Genomic DNA, 18961 nt, shown 5'->3' on the forward strand with positions numbered 1-18961 from the left:
AAATATTATTGACTTTGTTTATTGACATGATAAAATAATAATGAGAAAAAGGAGTGAGGAAGAATGATTCAGTTTGAAATCAATAGGTTAATTCGTTTTGGGTTAGATCATGAAATGATTGAGCAAGAAGATGTTGATTATTCTGTTAATTTATTATTAGATTTATTTCAATTAGATAGCTTTGAAAAACAAGAGGTTCATGAATTTTTACCTGAAGCAACACCAATATTAGAAAAAATGTTAGATTATGCTGTTGAAAAAGGATTGATTGAAAATAATATGACAGCTAAAGATTTATTTGATACACGTATTATGAATTGCATTATGCCTAGACCAAGTGAAGTGATTAAAAAATTTAATGAATTGTATCAACAAAATCCTGAACTTGCAACAAATCATTATTATCAGTTATCCATAGCATCAAATTATATTCGTAAAAGTCGTACTGATAAAAATATTCGTTTTAAAAAATTTTATAAATATGGACAATATGAAATCACTATTAATTTATCTAAACCTGAAAAAGATCCACAAGAGATAGCAAAAGCTAAATTAGTCAAATCAAGTGGATATCCACAGTGTTTGTTATGTAAAGAAAATGTTGGATTTAGTGGTGATTTCAATCGAGCAGCCAGACAAACACATCGTATCATTCCAGTGATGTTAGACAATAGTCAATATTATATACAATATTCGCCATATGTTTATTATAATGAACATTGTATTGTTTTAAACAAAGAACATCAGCCAATGGTTATCAATAAAGAGACATTTACTCATTTGCTGACTTTTATTGAACAGTTTCCTCATTATATGTTAGGGTCTAATGCTGATTTACCTATTGTAGGAGGTTCTATTTTATCGCACGATCATTTTCAAGGTGGCAGATATACATTTCCTATTGAAGGAGCAGAAGTGATTCAAACAATGAAGTTTGCTCAATATCCAAATTTAAGAATTGAAATTATGCGATGGCCATTATCTACTATTCGTATGACATCGCCAAGTAAACAGGAAATGATTGATTTTGCAAATAAAACACTAAATTGCTGGAAAAACTATTCGAATCCAGATTTAAATATTATATCTCATAGTGGTAAAGTCTCTCATAATACAATTACACCTATTGCAAGAATGAAAAAAGGCGAATATCAAATGGAGCTGGTTTTACGTAATAATCGAACAACAGAAGAATATCCTGATGGTATTTTTCACCCACATCAAAATCTTCATCACATTAAAAAAGAAAATATTGGTTTAATAGAAGTCATGGGATTAGCGATTTTGCCAGCTCGATTAAAAGATGAACTTTTCTTACTAAGAGAATGTTTGCTTGGTAAAAAGAATATCAATGATTATGAAATTTTACAAAAACATCGATTATGGTATGAAGATATTAAAGAAAATAATATAATAAAAGAAGAAAGTATTGATGATCTTTTGGCGGATGAATTAACGAAGAAATTTGTTTGTGTTTTAGAAGATGCAGGCGTTTTTAAAATGAATGAGGAAGGAATTGATTCGTTTATTCATTTTGTGAAATCAATTGATGAATGGGAGGAAAAATAATGATTAAAGTAATAGAAAGATTAGCAGATGGTATTGATATTCTTTCAATGAAAAGTGAACAAATAGAAGTTGTTGTTTCTAATTATGGTTGTACAATTATGAAAGTTTATATGCAAGATAAACATGGACATATTGATGATGTTGTTTTAGGATATGATGATTTTACATGTTATCAGACATTAGATGCTTATTTAGGTGCATTGGTTGGAAGAATTGCCAATCGCATTGGAAAAGGACAATTTTGCTTAAATGGTAAAGAATATCATTTGGCTATTAATAATGGACCCAATCATTTACATGGAGGAATAAAAGGATTTAGTTATCAAATCTTTGATTATCAGATTGTTGATGAAAAGACAATTGTTTTCCATTATTTATCAAAAGATGGTGAAGAAGGTTATCCAGGTGACTTAGATTTTAAAGCGATTTATCATCTAGAAGGAGATACACTTACTATCAGATACTTAGCAACAACTAGTCAAGATACAATTATTAATATTACAAACCATTCTTATTTTAACTTGTCTGGTAAACAGGAAAATATTTATCATCATTTATTAACAGTTCAGGCAGATCAATTTGCTTGTATTGATGGTGATGGCTTACCAACTGGTGAAATAAGAGCAGTAAAAGATACGCCGTTTGATTTTAGAACTCCGGCTTTGATTGGAGAGCGTGTAGAGAAGCAAGATGAGCAATTGTTATTAGGAAAAGGTTTTGATCATCCTTTTCTCTTTACAGCAAAAGAAAATCAGGTTGTTTTAGAACATCAGCAAACAGGTAGAAGATTAACAGTTTCAACGACATTACCTGGAGCACAAATATATACAGCAAATTACTTAGATGGTCGAATGGGTAAATATGGACAACATTATTTTGAAAGAGATGCAGTATGTATTGAAACTCAAAATCTACCAGATGCAATTCATTTAGAAAAAAATCCAACAACAATTTTAAAGAAAGGTGAAACTTATGATGAAACAACATCATATAAGTTTGAGGTTATTAAAGGATGAAAAAAGCAAGTTTAGTCATTGAAGAAATAAAAGAAAATAAATATTGTGATGTCTTTAAGGATGTTTATGTAGATGAGGATTTATTAGGTTATCAAACAAAAAGATATATTCAGGCTATTGAAAAATTTATTTCCTTATATGGTGATCAGGAGATAGAAATTTATAGTACACCAGGAAGAAGTGAAGTTTGTGGAAATCATACTGATCATCAACATGGAGAAGTATTAGCAGCAGCGATTAATTTAGATATTATTGCAATTGTTGCTTTAGCAGATAAACAGATTAAAGTTTTATCTGATGATTATGATATTGAAGCTGTTATGATTGATGATTTAGATAAAAAAGATAAAGAAGTAGAAACATCTGAAGGTTTAATTAGAGGTGTATGTGCAAGATATCAGCAATTAGGTTATCAGATAGGTGGCTTCAATGCTTATATGACAAGTGATGTATTGCAAGGGTCTGGTCTGTCTTCATCAGCAGCTTTTGAAGTGATTGTTGGAACAATTTTATCAGGACTATATAATGATATGCGTGTAAATCCTGTAACAATTGCACAAGTTGGACAATATAGTGAGAACGTTTATTTTGGAAAACCATGTGGTTTAATGGATCAATGTGCATGTTCAGTTGGAAGCTTGATTCATATTGATTTTAAAGATAATGATCATCCAGTAGTGAATAAGATTGAAGTTGATTTTCCAGAGTTTAAACATAGTTTATGCATTGTTGATGTACATGCATCACATGCTGATTTAACAAATGACTATGCATCTATTCCTTATGAAATGAAACAAGTTGCTCATTTCTTTGGAAAAGAATTTTTAAGAGATGTTTGTGAAAAAGACTTTTATGAAAAATTACCTGAAATTAGAACAGCAACAAATGATCGTGCAGTTTTAAGAGCAATTCATTTGTTTGAAGAAAATAAACGTGTTGAAAAAGCTGTAAAAGCATTGAATGATGAAGATTTTGAAACTTTTAAAGGTATCATTAAAGCATCAGGAGAAAGTTCATTTAAATATTTACAAAATATTTATTCTAATAATTATACAGATAGACAGGCTGTTTCTATTGCTCTAGCATTATCAGAAGATATTTTACAGGATCATGGTGTATGTAGAGTTCATGGTGGTGGTTTTGCTGGAACAATTCAGGCATTTGTTGCTGATGATTATGTAGAGACTTATAAACAGGAAATAGAAAAATATTTTGGAAGTGGCTCTTGTCATGTTTTAAAAGTACGTAAATATGGTGGAATGAAGATTATTGCATAAAAGAAGACTGAAATAGTCTTTTTTTCTTTTCAATGAGATATTATTTTAGTACAATAATAACAGGAGGGGATATTTATGTATTGTCATCAATGTGGAAAAGAAGTGAATTCAGATGTCAAGTATTGTCCTTATTGTGGGGCACAGCTTGATGTACACGGACATGCAAATAATGGTGATTATCAACCAATTCAGCCTGGTCCAACTTATCAGCGTGAAGATGATGCACCTAATTTTGCATTTGCACTTTTATCTTTTTTTGTTCCAATTGTAGGATTGGTTTTGTATATTATTTGGAATAAAGAATACCCATTAAAAGCAAAATCTTGTTTAAAAGGATTTGTTGCTAATATTGTTTTATATGTTGTTGGTATATGCTGTTTTATGAGTGCGTTTGTAGGTATTGCATCAAATGAATATGATCATTATGATGGTGATATTTATTACAATGCTGTTGTACAAATTGTACCATATGAATAAAATTATTACGTTTTTAATAGAGCGTTTTTCACAATTTGGGAAAATACCAATGTGTAATGGCATTGCCAATCGTGCTCCCCATATTATGGGATTTTGTTTTCCATTATGTTATCGTTGCACTTTTATTGTTATTGTCTTTGTGATAGCATTATTGATTTTATATCGTTTCAAGATAAAGTTATCAATGAAAGGATTAGGAATATGTATGCTTCCAATGATTGTTGATGGAGGATTGCAGACATTTTTTGGAATAATGAGTAATAATTGGCGTAGAGCCATAACTGGTGGTATTTTTGGTTTTGGATTAGCGGGTATGATTGCTTTGTTGTATATGTATTTAGATGAAAGAACATGTTAATGTTCTTTTCTTCATATTGGAGCGCGAGATGTTTATTAAATAGTAAAAAATTATTATTTATTATCATGATAAAAATACTATGACTTTTTATTAATATAGTGTATAATGTCTATCGGAGGCGAAAAATCATGTATAAATTATTAGAACCATACGGGAAATTAGTGGAATTTTTAGGTGAGGCATTAGGAGAGAATGTTGAAATTGCTTTGCATGACTTAACTTCTAAAGAACAGGAAATTGTAGCTATCGCAAATAGCCATATTTCTGGTAGAGAAGTGGGAGCCAAACTTTCTAATTTGTCTATTCATTATTTAGAAACAAAACAATATAAGGATCATGACTTTGTTATGAACTATAAAACAACAGGACCTGATGGAAAATTATTGCGTTCTGCCACTTATTTTATTAAGGAAGATCAAAAAGAAATGCCAATTGGTATGTTGTGTATAAATGTGAATATTTCTGATTATGAATATTTAGAATCAACATTAAAAAGAATACTTGGAATTAAAGAAAGTAAAGATGTTGAGTTTAAATTAGATAATCCAATTGAAATTCTTTCATCACCATTAGATGAAATGATAGATCTTTATATTAAGGAATGTTTAGAACAAATGGGATTCCCTAGTTATTTCTTAGTAGAAAGATTAAATGTAGAAGAAAAAATTAAAGTTGTTAAATATTTACAAGAAAAAGGGACATTTAAAGTGAAGGGTGCGATTGTATTGGTGGCTGAAAAATTAGCAGTGAGTGAGCCAACAATATATCGTTATTTAAAGAAGATGTAAGGAGGATAAAGATGAAGGATATTGTTTTTGTAAGTGGTCATAAGAATCCTGATAGTGATTCAATATGTAGTGCCATAGCTTATGCTGATTTCTTGTTTAGAATTGGGCGTTATAATGCAGTACCAGTGAGATTAGGTGAAGTTAATAAGGAAACTGAGTATATTCTTAAAAAATTTGGAGTAGAGATTCCAGTTCTGTTAAAGACTGTTAAACAAAAAGTCGAAGATTTAGATTATGATAAAGTGACTGTTTTTTCTAAAGAATTAACATTAAAAACAGCATGGTCTTTAATGAAACAACAAAATTTAAAGAGTGCACCAGTATTAGATGATCATAGTCAGTTATTAGGTTTGTTATCAACATCTAATATTATTGAAGGTTACATGGATGATTGGGATAGTCAGATTTTACGTGAAGCCAATACACCTATTGAAAATGTTATTGATACATTGGATGCAAGTATTCTTTATTTAGATAAAGGATTAAAAACAATTAAAGGTGAAGTACATATTGCGGCAATGACAGGTGAAGAAGCAATGAAACGTGTTCATGAAAATGATGTTGTTATTGTGGGTGGTGATCGTGATGAAGCGATTGAACATTTGATAAAAGCAAAAGTTTCATTAATCATTTTAACAGGATCTTTAACAATTTCAGAAGATTTATTAACAGATTGTATTCATGAACATATTAGTATTATTTCAACACCATTTAATACATTCATGGCATCTCAACAAATTATTCAATCTATTCCTGTTGAATATGTTATGCAAAAAGGTGGATTAACAACTTTTTCAACTGATGATACAGTAGATTATGTAAAAGAAGTTATGAGTGAAACACGTTATAGAAGTTATCCGGTTTTAGATTTTATGGGAAGAGTTGTTGGATCTGTTTCACGTTTCCAAGTGTTAAATGGCATGAAGAAAAAAGTTATACAAGTTGATCATAATGAAAGAGCACAGTCTATTGATGGTATTGAAGAAGCTGAAATTCTGGAAATTGTTGATCATCATAGAGTTGCAGATATTCAAACAATAGGACCAGTATTATTTAGAGCAGAACCAGTTGGTTGTACAGCTACAATTGTTGCAAAATGTTATAAAGAACATCAAATTGATATTCCTGCTGATATGGCTGGATTAATGTTGGGAGCTATTATTAGTGATACTTTATTATTTAAATCTCCAACATGTACACCTACTGATACAAAGATAGCAAGAGAACTTGCTAAAATTGCTGGTGTTGATATTCAGGAATTTGGAATGGATATGTTTAAAGCTGGAACTTCTTTGGCTGGTAAAACAGTAGAAGAAATCTTTAATCAGGATTATAAGAAGTTTAGTTTTGGTGATTTATCTGTTGGAGTTGCACAAGTCAATACAATGGATATTGATGGATTTGCTGCTTATAAGGCTGAAATGCTTGATTATATGGAAGAAGTTGCCAAGAATAATCATATGGAATTTGTGATGTTATTATTGACAGATGTGATTAATGCAACAAGTGAAGTGTTTGTTGCGGGACCACGTCCAGGATATGTGGAAACAGCATTTAAAGTTGAACTTGTTGAACAGCAGGCAAGTTTACCAGGCGTGATTTCAAGAAAAAAACAAGTTGTTCCTGTGATTACAGAAGCATTAACACAATAAACGTAAAGAAAAAGACAATTTGAATTGTCTTTTTCTATTTAAATAATTTTATATTGAATAAGAGCATTCATGATACCATCTTCATCAATATCATCAGTCACATCATTAGCATATTGTTTAACTTCATCACTTGCATTCCCCATCGCTATAGCTAATTCAACAAATTGAAACATATCAATATCATTTTGCCCATCACCAAAAGCCATTGTTTCATCTTGATGAATATGATAATGTTGAAGCACTTTTGATATTCCATTTTGTTTTCCACCATTGTTAGGAATAATATCAATAGCTAAATCATGCCAACGTGTTTTTTTACAATGGGGCATACATTGCATAATATCATCTTCTTGATGAATTGTGATATCATAAGGAATGACTTGATAAATAGGATGAGTTAAGCCTCTTTCAAGATTATTAATATCAGGGAGTGGTGTTGAAATTGCATCTTGAACAATTTGAACAGCGGGATTATGATAATTAATATACATGAGTTTATCTTCTACAAAAATACAAGGAAAAGGTTTCTGATGAATTTTCTTTAAGATATTTTGAATATCATCTGAATGAATAGGAAGATCATAAATGACTTCCTGGTGATTGTAACAGTATTGACCATTAAGGGTAATAAAACCTTCAAAGTCTAAATCTTGAATAGGAAGATCTTTCATTTCAGAAATATGTCTACCAGTTGCTATAAAGGTATAGATACCTTTTTCTTTTAAAAGATGTAAGGCTTTTTGAGTAGACTTAGGAACTGTTTTTGTTTTATGTGAGAGTATTGTACCATCAATATCAAAAAAGATTGCTTTAATCATTTGTTAAACCTCCAATTTGTAGTATAATCATTATATCATAAAGCGAGGGTTGAATGATGAAAAAATTAGCACATAGGGGTTATAGTGCAAAATATCCAGAAAATACCATGGAAGCATTTATTAAAGCATATGAACAAGGTTTTGATGGGGTAGAGACTGATGTTCATTTAACAAAAGATGGAGAGATGGTTTTAATTCATGATGAAAAGATTAATCGCACAAGTACAGGAAAAGGTTATGTGAATGATTATATACTTCAGGAATTAAGACAATTTAATTTTAATTATAAAGCATATGGTCATTATGATATACCAACATTAAAAGAATTGTTGAGTTTTATTAAAGGAAAAGATTTTCTAGTCAATATTGAATTAAAAACAGATGTTATCCATTATGAGGGTATTGAAGAAAAAGTTTATCAATTGGTTCAGGGATTAGGAGTTCAAGATCAAATTTATTATTCTTCATTTTATTTACCTTCAGTGCAAAAAATAAAAGCATTAAATGTTCATAATTATGCTGGTTATTTAATGGAACATAGTTATAAAAAGAAATATCAGGAACTGTTAGATGCCCAGTTGACGGCTTTTCATCCAAGATATAATTTTTTAAATGAAAAGCGAATTCAAAATCTTAAAGCAAATGGTATACAGATTGCAACATGGACAGTTCCAAATTTTAAGGAATATCAACGTTTAATTGATTTAGGAGTGGACATAATAATATCAAACGAATATTTCAAGTGAGGTACTATTATGAAAACAACAGGTATGGTAAGAAGAATTGATGAATTGGGAAGAATCGTTATTCCTAAAGAAATGAGAAAACAATTAATGATGAAGGAAGGAGAAAGTATTTCTTTTTCATTAGAAGATGATAAAATCATTTTAACTAAATTTTCAATGTTAAATAAAATGGGACCAACAGTTCAAGTCCTTTTAGAAGGATTATATACAAAATATCATAATACATTTATGATATGTGATCGTCAAAATGTGATTGCGAGTTCATCTGATGGTTTAGCAAGATATCAAAGAAAAATGCTCCCAAAAGATTTAACTTTATTAATTGAACAACAAGAAAAACAAATAGAAATAACAATGGATTTCTTTGATGAATCTCAAAAAATAACAATTTATCCATTAATCAATGGTCAAGAATGTCAAGGTGCATTATTAATGATTACAAAACAAACACCTTATTATATGATGGATGAAACATTATTAGAGTTCGTTAATGAAGTCATTGAACAGGAGATAGAAGCATGCGTTTAGATAAATTTTTAAAAGTATCAAGAATTATTAAAAGAAGAACATTATCAAAAGAAATTAGTGAATCATCACGAGTTAAGGTCAATGGTAAGATTGCTAAACCTTCAACCCAATTAAAGATTGGTGATGAAATAGAAATAGAATTTGGTCGTAGTATTTTGAGTGTAAGAGTAAAAGAACTTAAAGACCATGTTTTAAAAGATGATAGTTCAATGTTATATGAAATTATAGATGAAAAGAAGAAAGAAGAGGTTTATACTGATTAAATCTCTTTTTTTGTCCGTTGAATATCCTATTTGTTAAAGCACTCCCAAAATTTAATTAAAATGTTTTATAATTGAGTTAGTACAATAATGTACACATTAGAAAATATAAAGAATTATGCACAAAAAAAGGAAATACCTAAATATTTTAGATAGATCCTTCTATTAATGCTAAATGAAAGTCCGTTAATTAATGTGTACCTTTACGCACAAAAGGAGGGAAACAAATGAAATATCATTTAAAAGGGAAGTATAGATTAAAAGTGAATGCATTTTTAGTTAAGCAGTTTAAGATATGGTGTAGTGTATTACTAGTCATTGCTGGTTCATCATATATGCTTAAGAATGCTTATGCAGAAGAAACTACAACTACACATTGGGACATATCAGATACATCGACTCCTAACACAGTTTCAGCTGATTATGCTGATGGAACACTTACTATTAGTGGTGAAGGAACAATGGGAAAACTGTATAAAGTTATTGACAATAATAGGGAAAAAGAATCTTTATGGAATGATTATCGCTTTGACATAACAAATGTCGTTATTAAAGAGAATGTAATTGCAACTGATTTAAGTTATATGTTTTATAAATTGGCAAAAGTAACAACAATCAGTGGTTTAGATAAAATAGATACAACTAATGTAACTGATATGTCAAATATGTTTTATTACTGTCTAAAGTTAAATAGTATTGATTTATCAAAATTTAAAACTGTAAATGTTACTAATATGGAGAATATGTTTTATGCATGCGAAGGTTTAATTGAACTGGATGTATCCAAGTTTAATACAAGTCGCGTCACTAATATGAGTGATATGTTTTATGATTGTCAGTCTTTAACTGAATTAGATGTCTCTCAGTTTGATACAAGCCAAGTGACTAATATGAATGATATGTTTTCTTGTTGCTATGGTTTAACTGAATTGGATGTATCCAAATTGAACACAAGCCAAGTGACTAATATGGAAGGAATGTTTTCTTATTGTAATAAATTAAAGCAATTAGATATATCTATGTTAAAAACAAGTCAAGTCACTAATATGCAAAGTATGTTTAGAAATTGCAATGATTTAGTTAATTTGAATTTTAGTGGTATTGATACAAGCAAAGTCTCTACAATGTTTGCGATGTTTAGTGGGTGTAAGAGTTTGACTGGATTGGATGTATCTAGTCTCAACACAGGGCAAGTCACTAATATGAGTAGAATGTTTGAAGATTGTCAGTCTTTAACCAGTTTAGATTTATCATGTTTCGATACAAGCAACGTAAAGACTATGGATTCTATGTTTGCTGATTGTCAGTCTTTAACCAGTTTAGATTTATCACGTTTCAATACAAGCAATGTCACTGTAATGTCATATATGTTTATGGATTGTCAAGCGTTAACTACATTGGACGTATCTTATTTCGATACAAGCAAAGTATACGGTTTCAATGATATGTTTAATGGTTGTCTATCTTTAGTTAAAATAAAAGGATTAGCTATTTCTATAGATGATTGTATGATTGATAACGTTTTTACTGCAACACCAAATTTATCTGAAATTCAAGTCAAAACAAAAGTGTCATTAGATATTCCTTATATTGATGATAATCATAGATGGTATGATGATCAAGGTAATCAATTAATCAGTGATGGAGATAATGCAGTTATTCCTGTATCTGAGACTTATGTGACTTATACATTAAAACCTGGTATTTCTTATGACATTATTTATAACTTATATGGTGGAGTTTTACCAGATGATGCTCAAGATCAATTTGAAATCTTAGGTGAGTATGAATTACCTATGCCTACAAAGAATGGTTATATCTTTGATGGCTGGTATGATAGTGAAGATTTTAATCATGCTATAACAAAGATTGAAAAGAACACTACAAAAGATATGACTGTTTATGCTAAGTGGATAGGAAAGACAGCTATAAAAGCAGATGACTTTAAAGTAGAATTATCAAGTGAGACTTATACGGGAAATGAAATCACTTATACAATAACATCTTCACTTGATGGTGTTGGTACATTTCAAGTAAAAAAACTTGAAAAAGATGGTATTGAAGTGAGCAAAGTTAAAGAAGCAGGTACATATAAAATGACATTTGATGTGGCTGAGGCTGATCAGTATAAGTCAGCGACAGTAACAAAGGAATTTAAAATATCACAGGCAACAAATAGCTGGAAAGATGAACTTCATATAGAAAACTGGACTTATGGTGAAAAGGCAAATGTACCAACTTCACAAGTTAGTTTTGGAGAAGTCAAATATACTTACAGTTCAAGCAAGAATGGTAAATTCACTGAAAATAAGCCAACAGATGCAGGAACATGGTATGTCAAGGCACAAGTCAATGAAACAAGTAACTATACAGGATTGGAAGAAGTGAAGGAATTCAATATCAATAAAGCAATTCCAACAGTTGAATTGCCAACCAATCTAAGAGGTATAGAAGATCAGTTGCTTTCAACAGTTACTCTATCAAAAGGTTGGACATGGGCTGATGGAGATATTGTGCTTAGTGTTCAAAATGGTGGCTATAAAGCAAGACTTATCATTGATGATACAAATTATGACTATACTGGTGTAGAAGGATACAATAAAGAGAATCATTATGTGGAAAGAACGTTGAATGTTTCTATTGCAAGTAAAGAAGCAGGAAGTATACAAAAGGAAGTTAAGAAAGGGAATAATGCACCAGATATAAAGATACCTATCACTGAAAGTCAACTTGCCAATATTGTTTTAACGGATGAAGAAAAGAAGGCAGTAGAAAAAGGCAATGATATAAAGATTGTTCTGACAGTTGATGATGCCTCAGGACAAATTAGTATCAAAGATAAGACAGTTGTAGAATCAGTGTTAGGAAAAATGAAGATAGGACAGTATCTGGATGTCAGTCTGTTAAAGATCATTGATCATGAAGAAAGCAGGATAAGTCAAACAAGAGGAACTATTAAAATCACAATAGAGATACCAGAAAGCTTAAGGAAGGCAAACAGAGAATTTGTGATGATACGCGTCCATGATGGAGTGGCAACAATTCTAAAGGATTTAGATACTGATGCGAATACAATAACGATTGAGACAGATCGATTCTCTACATATGCTATTGCATATCAGGATAAACAAAGCAATATAGCAGAAACTGAAGACAGAACAGTCATAGGAGGATATATAATTCTTGTAGGACTTACAGGAATGTTATTGTTCATCAACAGAAAGCAAAAAAGGATATAAATATCAATGAAGACAATGGTCAAATGACTGTTGTCTTTTCTTATGAGGTTCTAATCAATTATTGAGGTGCATATGTTGATGTAGGAGGTAAGATTATGGATAATAATTTACATTTTGAACAGACACCTTATCATCATATTTGTTTAAAAGATCGTAAGAGTCTTGAGTTGACTGGTGTTAAAAAGATAGAGAGTTTTGATTCATATGAATTTTTAATTGAAACATCATTAGGGTATTTAAATATTACAGGTAGTGATTTGACTTTGGTGAGGCTTGATCAAGATCAAAATGAAGTGAGTATTAAGGGGAATATTGATAGTATGAGTTATGTTTCTGAAAAGAAAAAAACACATCAGAAAGATAAAATGTTTAATAAATTATTGAAATAATGAATTTATTAGTACAGTTTCAATGTTTATTTTATTCTTTTGGGTATGGTTTTGTAATGAGTGGGGTCTATCATATTATCAATCGATTTTTATGGAAAGTGCCTTTATTCATTCGTTATCTATTTCAGATAGTTATTGGATGTTTATTTGGTGTTCTTTATTTTTATGGTTTGGTTATTTTAAATGATGGGATATTAAGGCTTTATTTCTTTATTATGGTTTTTTTAGGATATTTATTTTATCAGAAATATTATGCCTACTATCTTTTGTATCATTTAGAGATAATTGTTCGTATTTTGAAAAGAATAATCGCACCTTTTATCTTCTTTTTTCGTTATATTAATGGTATAATACAAAAAAGAGTAAAGAAGGTGAAGTTAAAATGGCAAAAACGAAAGAACCAAGATATAAAAAATTCTTAGGTCTTATATATATTGGCATTTCCGCTGTTTTAATTTATACATTAACAATGAATGCTTTTCGTGTTATGAATCAAAGAGAACAATTAACACGTTTACAAACACAAAAGGCAGAATTAGAAAAAGAGAAAAAGGCTCTATCTGAAAAGGTTGATTTACTCACAGATGATGATTATGCAGCAAGATATGCTAGAGATGAGTATATTTTTCCTAAAGATGGAGAAGAAGTTGTGAGATTGCCAGATACAAAGAAATAAGCTTGCGCTTATTTTTTTGTGCTATATAAGGAGGAAGGTTATGATTGTATCATTTCGTTTTGATATGGATGAATTGAAAAGAGATCGTAAAATAACTGTTTATTTGCCTGATGATTATTATCAGCAGAAGAAACGTTATCCTGTTTTGTATATTCAAGATGGACAAAATGCGTTTTTTGATCGTTTATCTTTTTGTGGAGTCAGTTGGGGATTTTTGGATTATGTAAAGATGATGGAATTAGATATTATTATGGTAGCTATTCCATGTAATTTTACTGGTTTTAAAAGAATGGATGAGTATGGACCATGGCGTATTAATCAGGAATTATCTTATCAGGAAACTCAGATTAAAGGAAAGATTATTGGTGGTGAAGGAATTAAATATGTTGAATGGATGGTTCATCAGTTGAAACCATATATTGATTGTCGTTTTCGTACTTTAAGTGATGATACAGCAATTGTAGGAAGTTCAATGGGTGGTGTTATTAGCGCTTATGCTGCGCTAGCTTATCCTGAAGTGTTTAAAAAATGTGCGGCTTTATCAACAGCTTTTTGGTTTTATATGGATGAATTTGCAGAAGTGATTGAAAGTCATGACTATTCTTTGGATAATCGATTTTATTTTGATTTAGGTGAATTTGAAGGTTGTGGTGATGATGTTATTGATGAGTGGTATATTGAAAGTAATAATATGATTTATAGCATGTTAAAAGACAAAATGGAAAATTTAGAGTATCATTATTTCGAGGGTGCTCAACATAATGAAAGTGAATGGCGTAAGAGAGTTCCGATGTTTATGGACTTTTTATACCAGTAAGAGGGTGGAAAAAATGTATAAAATGATATTATCTGATTTAGATGAAACGTTATTGGTGAATCATCACGTACCTGAATTAAATCAGCAGGCAGTGAAATCTTTACAAAATAAAGATGTGAAATTTGTTCCAGCAACTGGAAGAGCATTTAATATGATTGGAGAAATTTTACAGGAATTAGGGACTTATCAGCAAAAAGATGAATATTCTATTTGTTTTAATGGTGGATTGATTGTGGAAAATAAAGATGATCATATTCTTTATTTTAATGGATTAACATTTGAGGAAACAAAAGAATTATTTGAGGCTGGGGCAAAGTATGATGTTTGTGTTTTGATTTTTACTTTGGATTGTTGTTATATTTTTAATGCTGATCCTGATGAAGTTGAAAGAAAAACGGTTCAAAAAGCACCATTTAAGGTAATTGATGAATATAATATGGATTTTTTAAAGGGTGATAAAATAGCAAAAATTTTATTTGAAAGACGTGATATGCCTTATTTAAAGAGTATTGAACAAGAATTATTACCAATTATTGAAGGACGTTTTGCAGCAAGTTATTCTTCTTATCGTTATTTAGAATTTAATCCATTGGGAGTGAGTAAAGGAGCTGCATTAAAATGGTTAGCCAATTATTTACATATTGAAATTCCTGAGACGATTGCAATTGGTGATAATTATAATGATACATCTATGATTGAAGTGGCTGGTTTAGGAGTTTGTGTTGCAGGGGCAACTGATGATATTAAGGCAATGTCTGATTATGTGACGTCAGTGGATTATGATCAGGGAGCAGTTAAAGAAGTGATTGAGAAGTTTATTGGAGAGGGTGAAAGTCATGGTGTATAAGGTCATAGCAAGTGATATGGATGAGACTTTGTTGAATGATCAACATGCGATTTGTCAAAGAAATATTGATTTGATTCAAAAAGCAAAAGAAAAAGGTGTGAAATTTGTGCCAGCTACTGGACGTGGTTTTATGTCTATTCAACATGATTTGAAAACGTTAGGGCTTTATGATGAAGAAAATGAATATGTTCTTTCTTTTAATGGTGGAGCTTTAACTGAAAATAAAAATAATCGCTTGCTCTTTTTTGAAGGATTATCTTTTGAAAAAACAAAAGAGATTTTTGAGTTTGGATTACATTGTAATGTCTGTCAGCATGTTTATACTAAAGATAAGGTTTATGTTTTTAATCTTTCTGAATCTGAAGCTGAAAGAATTAAAAATCAAAAAGTTGAATGTGTCATTATGGATGAAAATTCAATTGATTTCTTAAAAGATGAACCAATTTCTAAGATCCTTTATCAAAATACAGATGTTCCTTATTTAATGAGTCTTGAACCTCAAATGAAAGAAATTTGGGAAGGTCATTGTGCTGTAAGTTATTCTTCTAATCGATATATGGAATTTAATAAGATTGGAATTGATAAAGGAGCAGGATTAAAGCATTTGGCTGATGTTTTGGGTGTTGATATAAGTGAATGTATTGCAGTTGGGGATAATTATAATGATTTGCCAATGCTGCGTGTTGCTGGTTTATCAGTGGCTGCTGCGAATGCTGTTGAGGATGTTAAAAAGGTTTGTGATGTGACAACGCAAGCAGATAATAATCAAGGTGTGATTGCTGAAATTATTGAAAGGTATATTTTGTAGTTATGGATTTTAAGACAATTATTAATCAGGAAAGGCAACAGCCTTACTATAAAGAACTAGAGAGTTTTGTGAATCAGGAATATCACAGCAAAACCATTTATCCCCCTAAAAATAGAATTTTCCATTGTTTTAATTTTAAAGATTATAATGATATTAAAGTTGTTATTATAGGTCAGGATCCGTATCATGAAGAACATCAGGCAAATGGACTGGCATTTAGTGTTGAACGTGGTGTACAAATTCCACCTAGTCTTGTGAATATTTATAAAGAAGCACATGATGATGTTGGAATTGATATTCCTTCTCATGGTGATTTATCATCATGGGCTCATCAAGGTGTCTTGTTATTAAATACTGTTTTGACAGTTCAGGCGCATCGTGCGAATTCGCATAAAGATAAAGGATGGGAAACTTTTACAAATCATATTATTGAAGTTATGAATCAAAGAGAAAAACCGCTGGTTTTTATTCTTTGGGGAAGACAGGCCATTGATAAAGCAAGAATGATTGATCAAAGGAAACATTGTGTGATTACAAGTCCACATCCATCACCTTTATCAGCATATCGTGGTTTTTTTGGTTCAAAACCATTTTCAAAAACGAATCAGTTTTTGATGAGTCAAGGTATTGAACCAATAGATTGGAGGATTCAGTGATGTTTGAACATATTGAGGAAGCAATTGCATACATAGAATCAAAAAGAAGTAAAAGAACAATAGATGAATTTAGAGATACTTTAAATAAATGTCATATTTCAATGAAACAAAAGAATATGATTCATATTGCTGGAACAAATGGAAAAGGTTCAACAGTTAATTATTTAAGAAGTATTTTAAATGCACATGGATATACTGTAGGAACTTTTACATCACCATATCTTATTTGTCATAATGATCGTATTCGTGTTGATGATAGACCTATTAGTGATGAAGAACTATTAGCTTATATCAATCAATATTATGATGTGATTGAAGAAGATAGTTTATCAATGTTTGAAATTGATGTATTGATTATGCTGGCTTATTTTCAGTCATTAGATTTGGATTATCGTATTATTGAAACAGGTATTGGTGGTTTGCATGATAAAACAAATGTTATTGATCCAATCATTAGTGCGATTACAAATATTGGTATGGATCATCAAAAACAGTTAGGTGATAGTATCTATGATATTATCAATGAAAAAATGGGTGTGATTAAGCCACATCAGATGTTTATCACAAGTGAAACAAAGGGAACAATTTTAGCCCGTTTACAAGAACAATGTGATGTAATGGAAGCCATTATGTATGTTGTACCAGAATATCAGGTATCACGTTATCCTTTCCATTTCCGTTATCGTGATATGGCATTTACGTTGAAGAATCAGGGTATATATCAAGTCACAAATGCTCGCTTGGCGTTGACGATTGCTTCAAAGCTGATTCAGCTTGATTCAACACTAACAACAAATGCGATTGAAAATGCTTCATGGAAAGGACGTTATGAGACTTTGCCTTATCAAAATGGAACAGTAGAAATTGATGGGGCACATAATTTACCAGGTATTAAGGCTTTGATTCAAACACTAAGAGTAAAAAAAGAACAAAATATTAGCATTATTTTTTCTTGTCTTAATGATAAAGACATTAATCCAATGTTGGATTTAATGCTTAAAGAAGGATATACTGTTTATTTGACAACATTTAATGATGAAAGAGCTATTGATTTATCAAGTGTTGATGCGAGACCTCATCTATTGATTGTTGATAGTTTTATTGAAGCCTTGCAGGCAGCATATATTAAGAAAAATCATATTGTGATTACAGGATCACTACATTTTATTTCAAAAGTTCGTAAATATCTTGTTGATATGAATAAATAAAGGGATTGATTTCAACCCCTTTTTTTGCTTATCGCGTATTATAGTGAATAGGTTCATCAAATTCTGCCCAATCGAAATAAACGAATTGAAAAATATAATATTTCTGATTTTTTGGGTCACGAACAATAAAGTGATCTCTTCCGACTTGTTCGATAATTCCTTTATATGCACGATCACGCCAATCTGTACTTCCAGTATAGGTAAAATAAAAAGTTCCTAATTTACCAATGTTGAGACGTAAAATGTTTTCTAAATATGTTTGTTCAGAAATAGGTGTTGGTAATGAGGAAGTTTGACTTCCTTGTAAAATAGATTGATTATTTGTATCCATAGACCCTCCTACAAGTCACAATTTAATTTTGCCCCAGGGGCATAAAAACAATGATTTTTGTATCGTCCTGTTAATTCTCCATAAAAAGTATCAGGACAAGCAGTTTTTGAACCAGGATTTTTAAACCATAATGCATTGGTTGCTGGTTCAACTCGATAACCATCAATATTCCGTAAAGCTAATTCTCTTTCTTTGGCATTGACGGGTTGATTAAATAAAGGCTGTCCAACGCCTGAAAAAGCATTCTTTTGATAAACAACCTCCGAAATGGTTCGTGTGTTTTTAAAAACATCACAATTTGCGACGACGCGATTGACAATGACATTACCAACCATCAGCATGCCTTCGTCACCTTCACCTAAAGCTTCCGCTTTCATAATACGGGCGAGTAATTCGACGTCAGAGTCGTTAAATGAAATTCTTGGGGACAACTTCATCACCTCCTTTTAATATATGTGATAAACTGGAAAAGTTGCTAAAATGTGAAAAAGATTGTTTTAT

Annotated in this window: 22 protein-coding genes; 19 read left to right on the forward strand and 3 right to left on the reverse strand. The window is 30.6% G+C overall.

The annotated features are described in order from the left end of the window. The first annotated feature begins 63 nt into the window (after nucleotides 1-63). From BN1865_RS12180 to BN1865_RS12210, 7 genes are all read left to right on the forward strand, one after another. The gene (locus BN1865_RS12180; RefSeq protein ID WP_050637513.1) at nucleotides 64-1569 is read left to right on the forward strand and encodes a UDP-glucose--hexose-1-phosphate uridylyltransferase; all 1506 of its coding nucleotides are present in this window, start codon (nucleotides 64-66) and stop codon (nucleotides 1567-1569) included. Beyond that, nucleotides 1569-2585, forward strand: a complete 1017-nt coding sequence (locus tag BN1865_RS12185) for an aldose epimerase family protein (protein ID WP_050637514.1) — start codon at nucleotides 1569-1571, stop codon at nucleotides 2583-2585. The genes BN1865_RS12180 and BN1865_RS12185 overlap by 1 nt, the downstream gene beginning before the upstream one ends. Further along, nucleotides 2582-3862, forward strand: a complete 1281-nt coding sequence (locus tag BN1865_RS12190; RefSeq protein WP_050637515.1) for a galactokinase — start codon at nucleotides 2582-2584, stop codon at nucleotides 3860-3862. Before BN1865_RS12185 ends, BN1865_RS12190 begins: the two co-directional genes overlap by 4 nt. 75 nt (nucleotides 3863-3937) lie before the next feature. Further along, on the forward strand, nucleotides 3938-4339 hold the full coding sequence (locus BN1865_RS12195; protein ID WP_050637516.1) for a zinc ribbon domain-containing protein: 402 nt from the start codon (nucleotides 3938-3940) through the stop codon (nucleotides 4337-4339). Further along, complete coding sequence (locus tag BN1865_RS12200; RefSeq protein WP_050637517.1) at nucleotides 4332-4697, forward strand: DUF2085 domain-containing protein; 366 nt, start codon at nucleotides 4332-4334, stop codon at nucleotides 4695-4697. Before BN1865_RS12195 ends, BN1865_RS12200 begins: the two co-directional genes overlap by 8 nt. A gap of 128 nt (nucleotides 4698-4825) precedes the next feature. Further along, nucleotides 4826-5485: a helix-turn-helix transcriptional regulator gene (locus tag BN1865_RS12205; protein WP_050637518.1), complete on the forward strand. Its 660-nt coding sequence runs from the start codon at nucleotides 4826-4828 to the stop codon at nucleotides 5483-5485. Nucleotides 5486-5496: 11 nt separating this feature from the next. Next, nucleotides 5497-7137 (forward strand): putative manganese-dependent inorganic diphosphatase, encoded by a 1641-nt coding sequence (locus BN1865_RS12210; RefSeq protein ID WP_050637519.1) that lies wholly within the window; start codon nucleotides 5497-5499, stop codon nucleotides 7135-7137. Between the two features lie 38 nt (nucleotides 7138-7175). Here the strand turns inward: BN1865_RS12210 and BN1865_RS12215 are convergent, their stop codons facing one another. After that, complete coding sequence (locus tag BN1865_RS12215; RefSeq protein WP_050637520.1) at nucleotides 7176-7955, reverse strand: Cof-type HAD-IIB family hydrolase; 780 nt, start codon at nucleotides 7953-7955, stop codon at nucleotides 7176-7178. 56 nt (nucleotides 7956-8011) lie between these two features. Here BN1865_RS12215 and BN1865_RS12220 point away from each other — a divergent pair, with 56 nt between their 5' ends. From BN1865_RS12220 to BN1865_RS12275, 12 genes are all read left to right on the forward strand, one after another. Further along, on the forward strand, nucleotides 8012-8701 hold the full coding sequence (locus BN1865_RS12220) for a glycerophosphodiester phosphodiesterase (RefSeq protein WP_050637588.1): 690 nt from the start codon (nucleotides 8012-8014) through the stop codon (nucleotides 8699-8701). Between the two features lie 9 nt (nucleotides 8702-8710). Beyond that, nucleotides 8711-9229 carry an AbrB/MazE/SpoVT family DNA-binding domain-containing protein gene (locus tag BN1865_RS12225; protein ID WP_050637521.1) on the forward strand — a complete coding sequence of 173 codons (519 nt, stop codon included), beginning with the start codon at nucleotides 8711-8713 and terminating at the stop codon, nucleotides 9227-9229. After that, nucleotides 9220-9492, forward strand: a complete 273-nt coding sequence (locus BN1865_RS12230; protein WP_050637522.1) for an RNA-binding S4 domain-containing protein — start codon at nucleotides 9220-9222, stop codon at nucleotides 9490-9492. The genes BN1865_RS12225 and BN1865_RS12230 overlap by 10 nt, the downstream gene beginning before the upstream one ends. A 224-nt stretch (nucleotides 9493-9716) precedes the next feature. After that, a complete protein-coding gene (locus tag BN1865_RS12235; protein WP_050637523.1) occupies nucleotides 9717-12728 on the forward strand; it encodes a BspA family leucine-rich repeat surface protein in 3012 nt (1003 codons plus the stop codon). Between the two features lie 95 nt (nucleotides 12729-12823). Next, nucleotides 12824-13117, forward strand: coding sequence for a sporulation protein YabP (yabP, locus tag BN1865_RS12240; RefSeq protein WP_050637524.1), 294 nt, complete (start codon nucleotides 12824-12826; stop codon nucleotides 13115-13117). Continuing rightward, a complete protein-coding gene (gene yabQ / locus BN1865_RS12245) occupies nucleotides 13117-13539 on the forward strand; it encodes a spore cortex biosynthesis protein YabQ (protein WP_050637525.1) in 423 nt (140 codons plus the stop codon). The genes yabP and yabQ overlap by 1 nt, the downstream gene beginning before the upstream one ends. Beyond that, nucleotides 13500-13793, forward strand: coding sequence for an FtsB family cell division protein (locus BN1865_RS12250; RefSeq protein WP_050637526.1), 294 nt, complete (start codon nucleotides 13500-13502; stop codon nucleotides 13791-13793). The genes yabQ and BN1865_RS12250 overlap by 40 nt, the downstream gene beginning before the upstream one ends. 40 nt (nucleotides 13794-13833) lie before the next feature. Beyond that, on the forward strand, nucleotides 13834-14610 hold the full coding sequence (locus BN1865_RS12255; protein WP_050637527.1) for an alpha/beta hydrolase: 777 nt from the start codon (nucleotides 13834-13836) through the stop codon (nucleotides 14608-14610). Between the two features lie 13 nt (nucleotides 14611-14623). Continuing rightward, nucleotides 14624-15457, forward strand: a complete 834-nt coding sequence (locus BN1865_RS12260; protein WP_050637528.1) for a Cof-type HAD-IIB family hydrolase — start codon at nucleotides 14624-14626, stop codon at nucleotides 15455-15457. Next, complete coding sequence (locus BN1865_RS12265) at nucleotides 15447-16265, forward strand: Cof-type HAD-IIB family hydrolase (protein ID WP_050637529.1); 819 nt, start codon at nucleotides 15447-15449, stop codon at nucleotides 16263-16265. Before BN1865_RS12260 ends, BN1865_RS12265 begins: the two co-directional genes overlap by 11 nt. Nucleotides 16266-16267: 2 nt before the next feature. Next, nucleotides 16268-16921, forward strand: coding sequence for a uracil-DNA glycosylase (locus tag BN1865_RS12270; RefSeq protein WP_050637530.1), 654 nt, complete (start codon nucleotides 16268-16270; stop codon nucleotides 16919-16921). After that, complete coding sequence (locus BN1865_RS12275) at nucleotides 16921-18129, forward strand: bifunctional folylpolyglutamate synthase/dihydrofolate synthase (protein WP_050637531.1); 1209 nt, start codon at nucleotides 16921-16923, stop codon at nucleotides 18127-18129. Before BN1865_RS12270 ends, BN1865_RS12275 begins: the two co-directional genes overlap by 1 nt. A gap of 28 nt (nucleotides 18130-18157) precedes the next feature. Here the strand turns inward: BN1865_RS12275 and gerQ are convergent, their stop codons facing one another. Further along, nucleotides 18158-18460, reverse strand: a complete 303-nt coding sequence (gene gerQ, locus BN1865_RS12280; protein ID WP_050637532.1) for a spore coat protein GerQ — start codon at nucleotides 18458-18460, stop codon at nucleotides 18158-18160. Between the two features lie 8 nt (nucleotides 18461-18468). Next, complete coding sequence (locus BN1865_RS12285; RefSeq protein ID WP_050637533.1) at nucleotides 18469-18897, reverse strand: cell wall hydrolase; 429 nt, start codon at nucleotides 18895-18897, stop codon at nucleotides 18469-18471. Nucleotides 18898-18961: the final 64 nt, after the last annotated feature.

The sequence above is a fragment of the Candidatus Stoquefichus sp. SB1 genome (assembly GCF_001244545.1).
In the GTDB taxonomy this organism is placed as follows: Bacteria; Bacillota_I; Bacilli_A; order Erysipelotrichales; family Coprobacillaceae; genus Stoquefichus.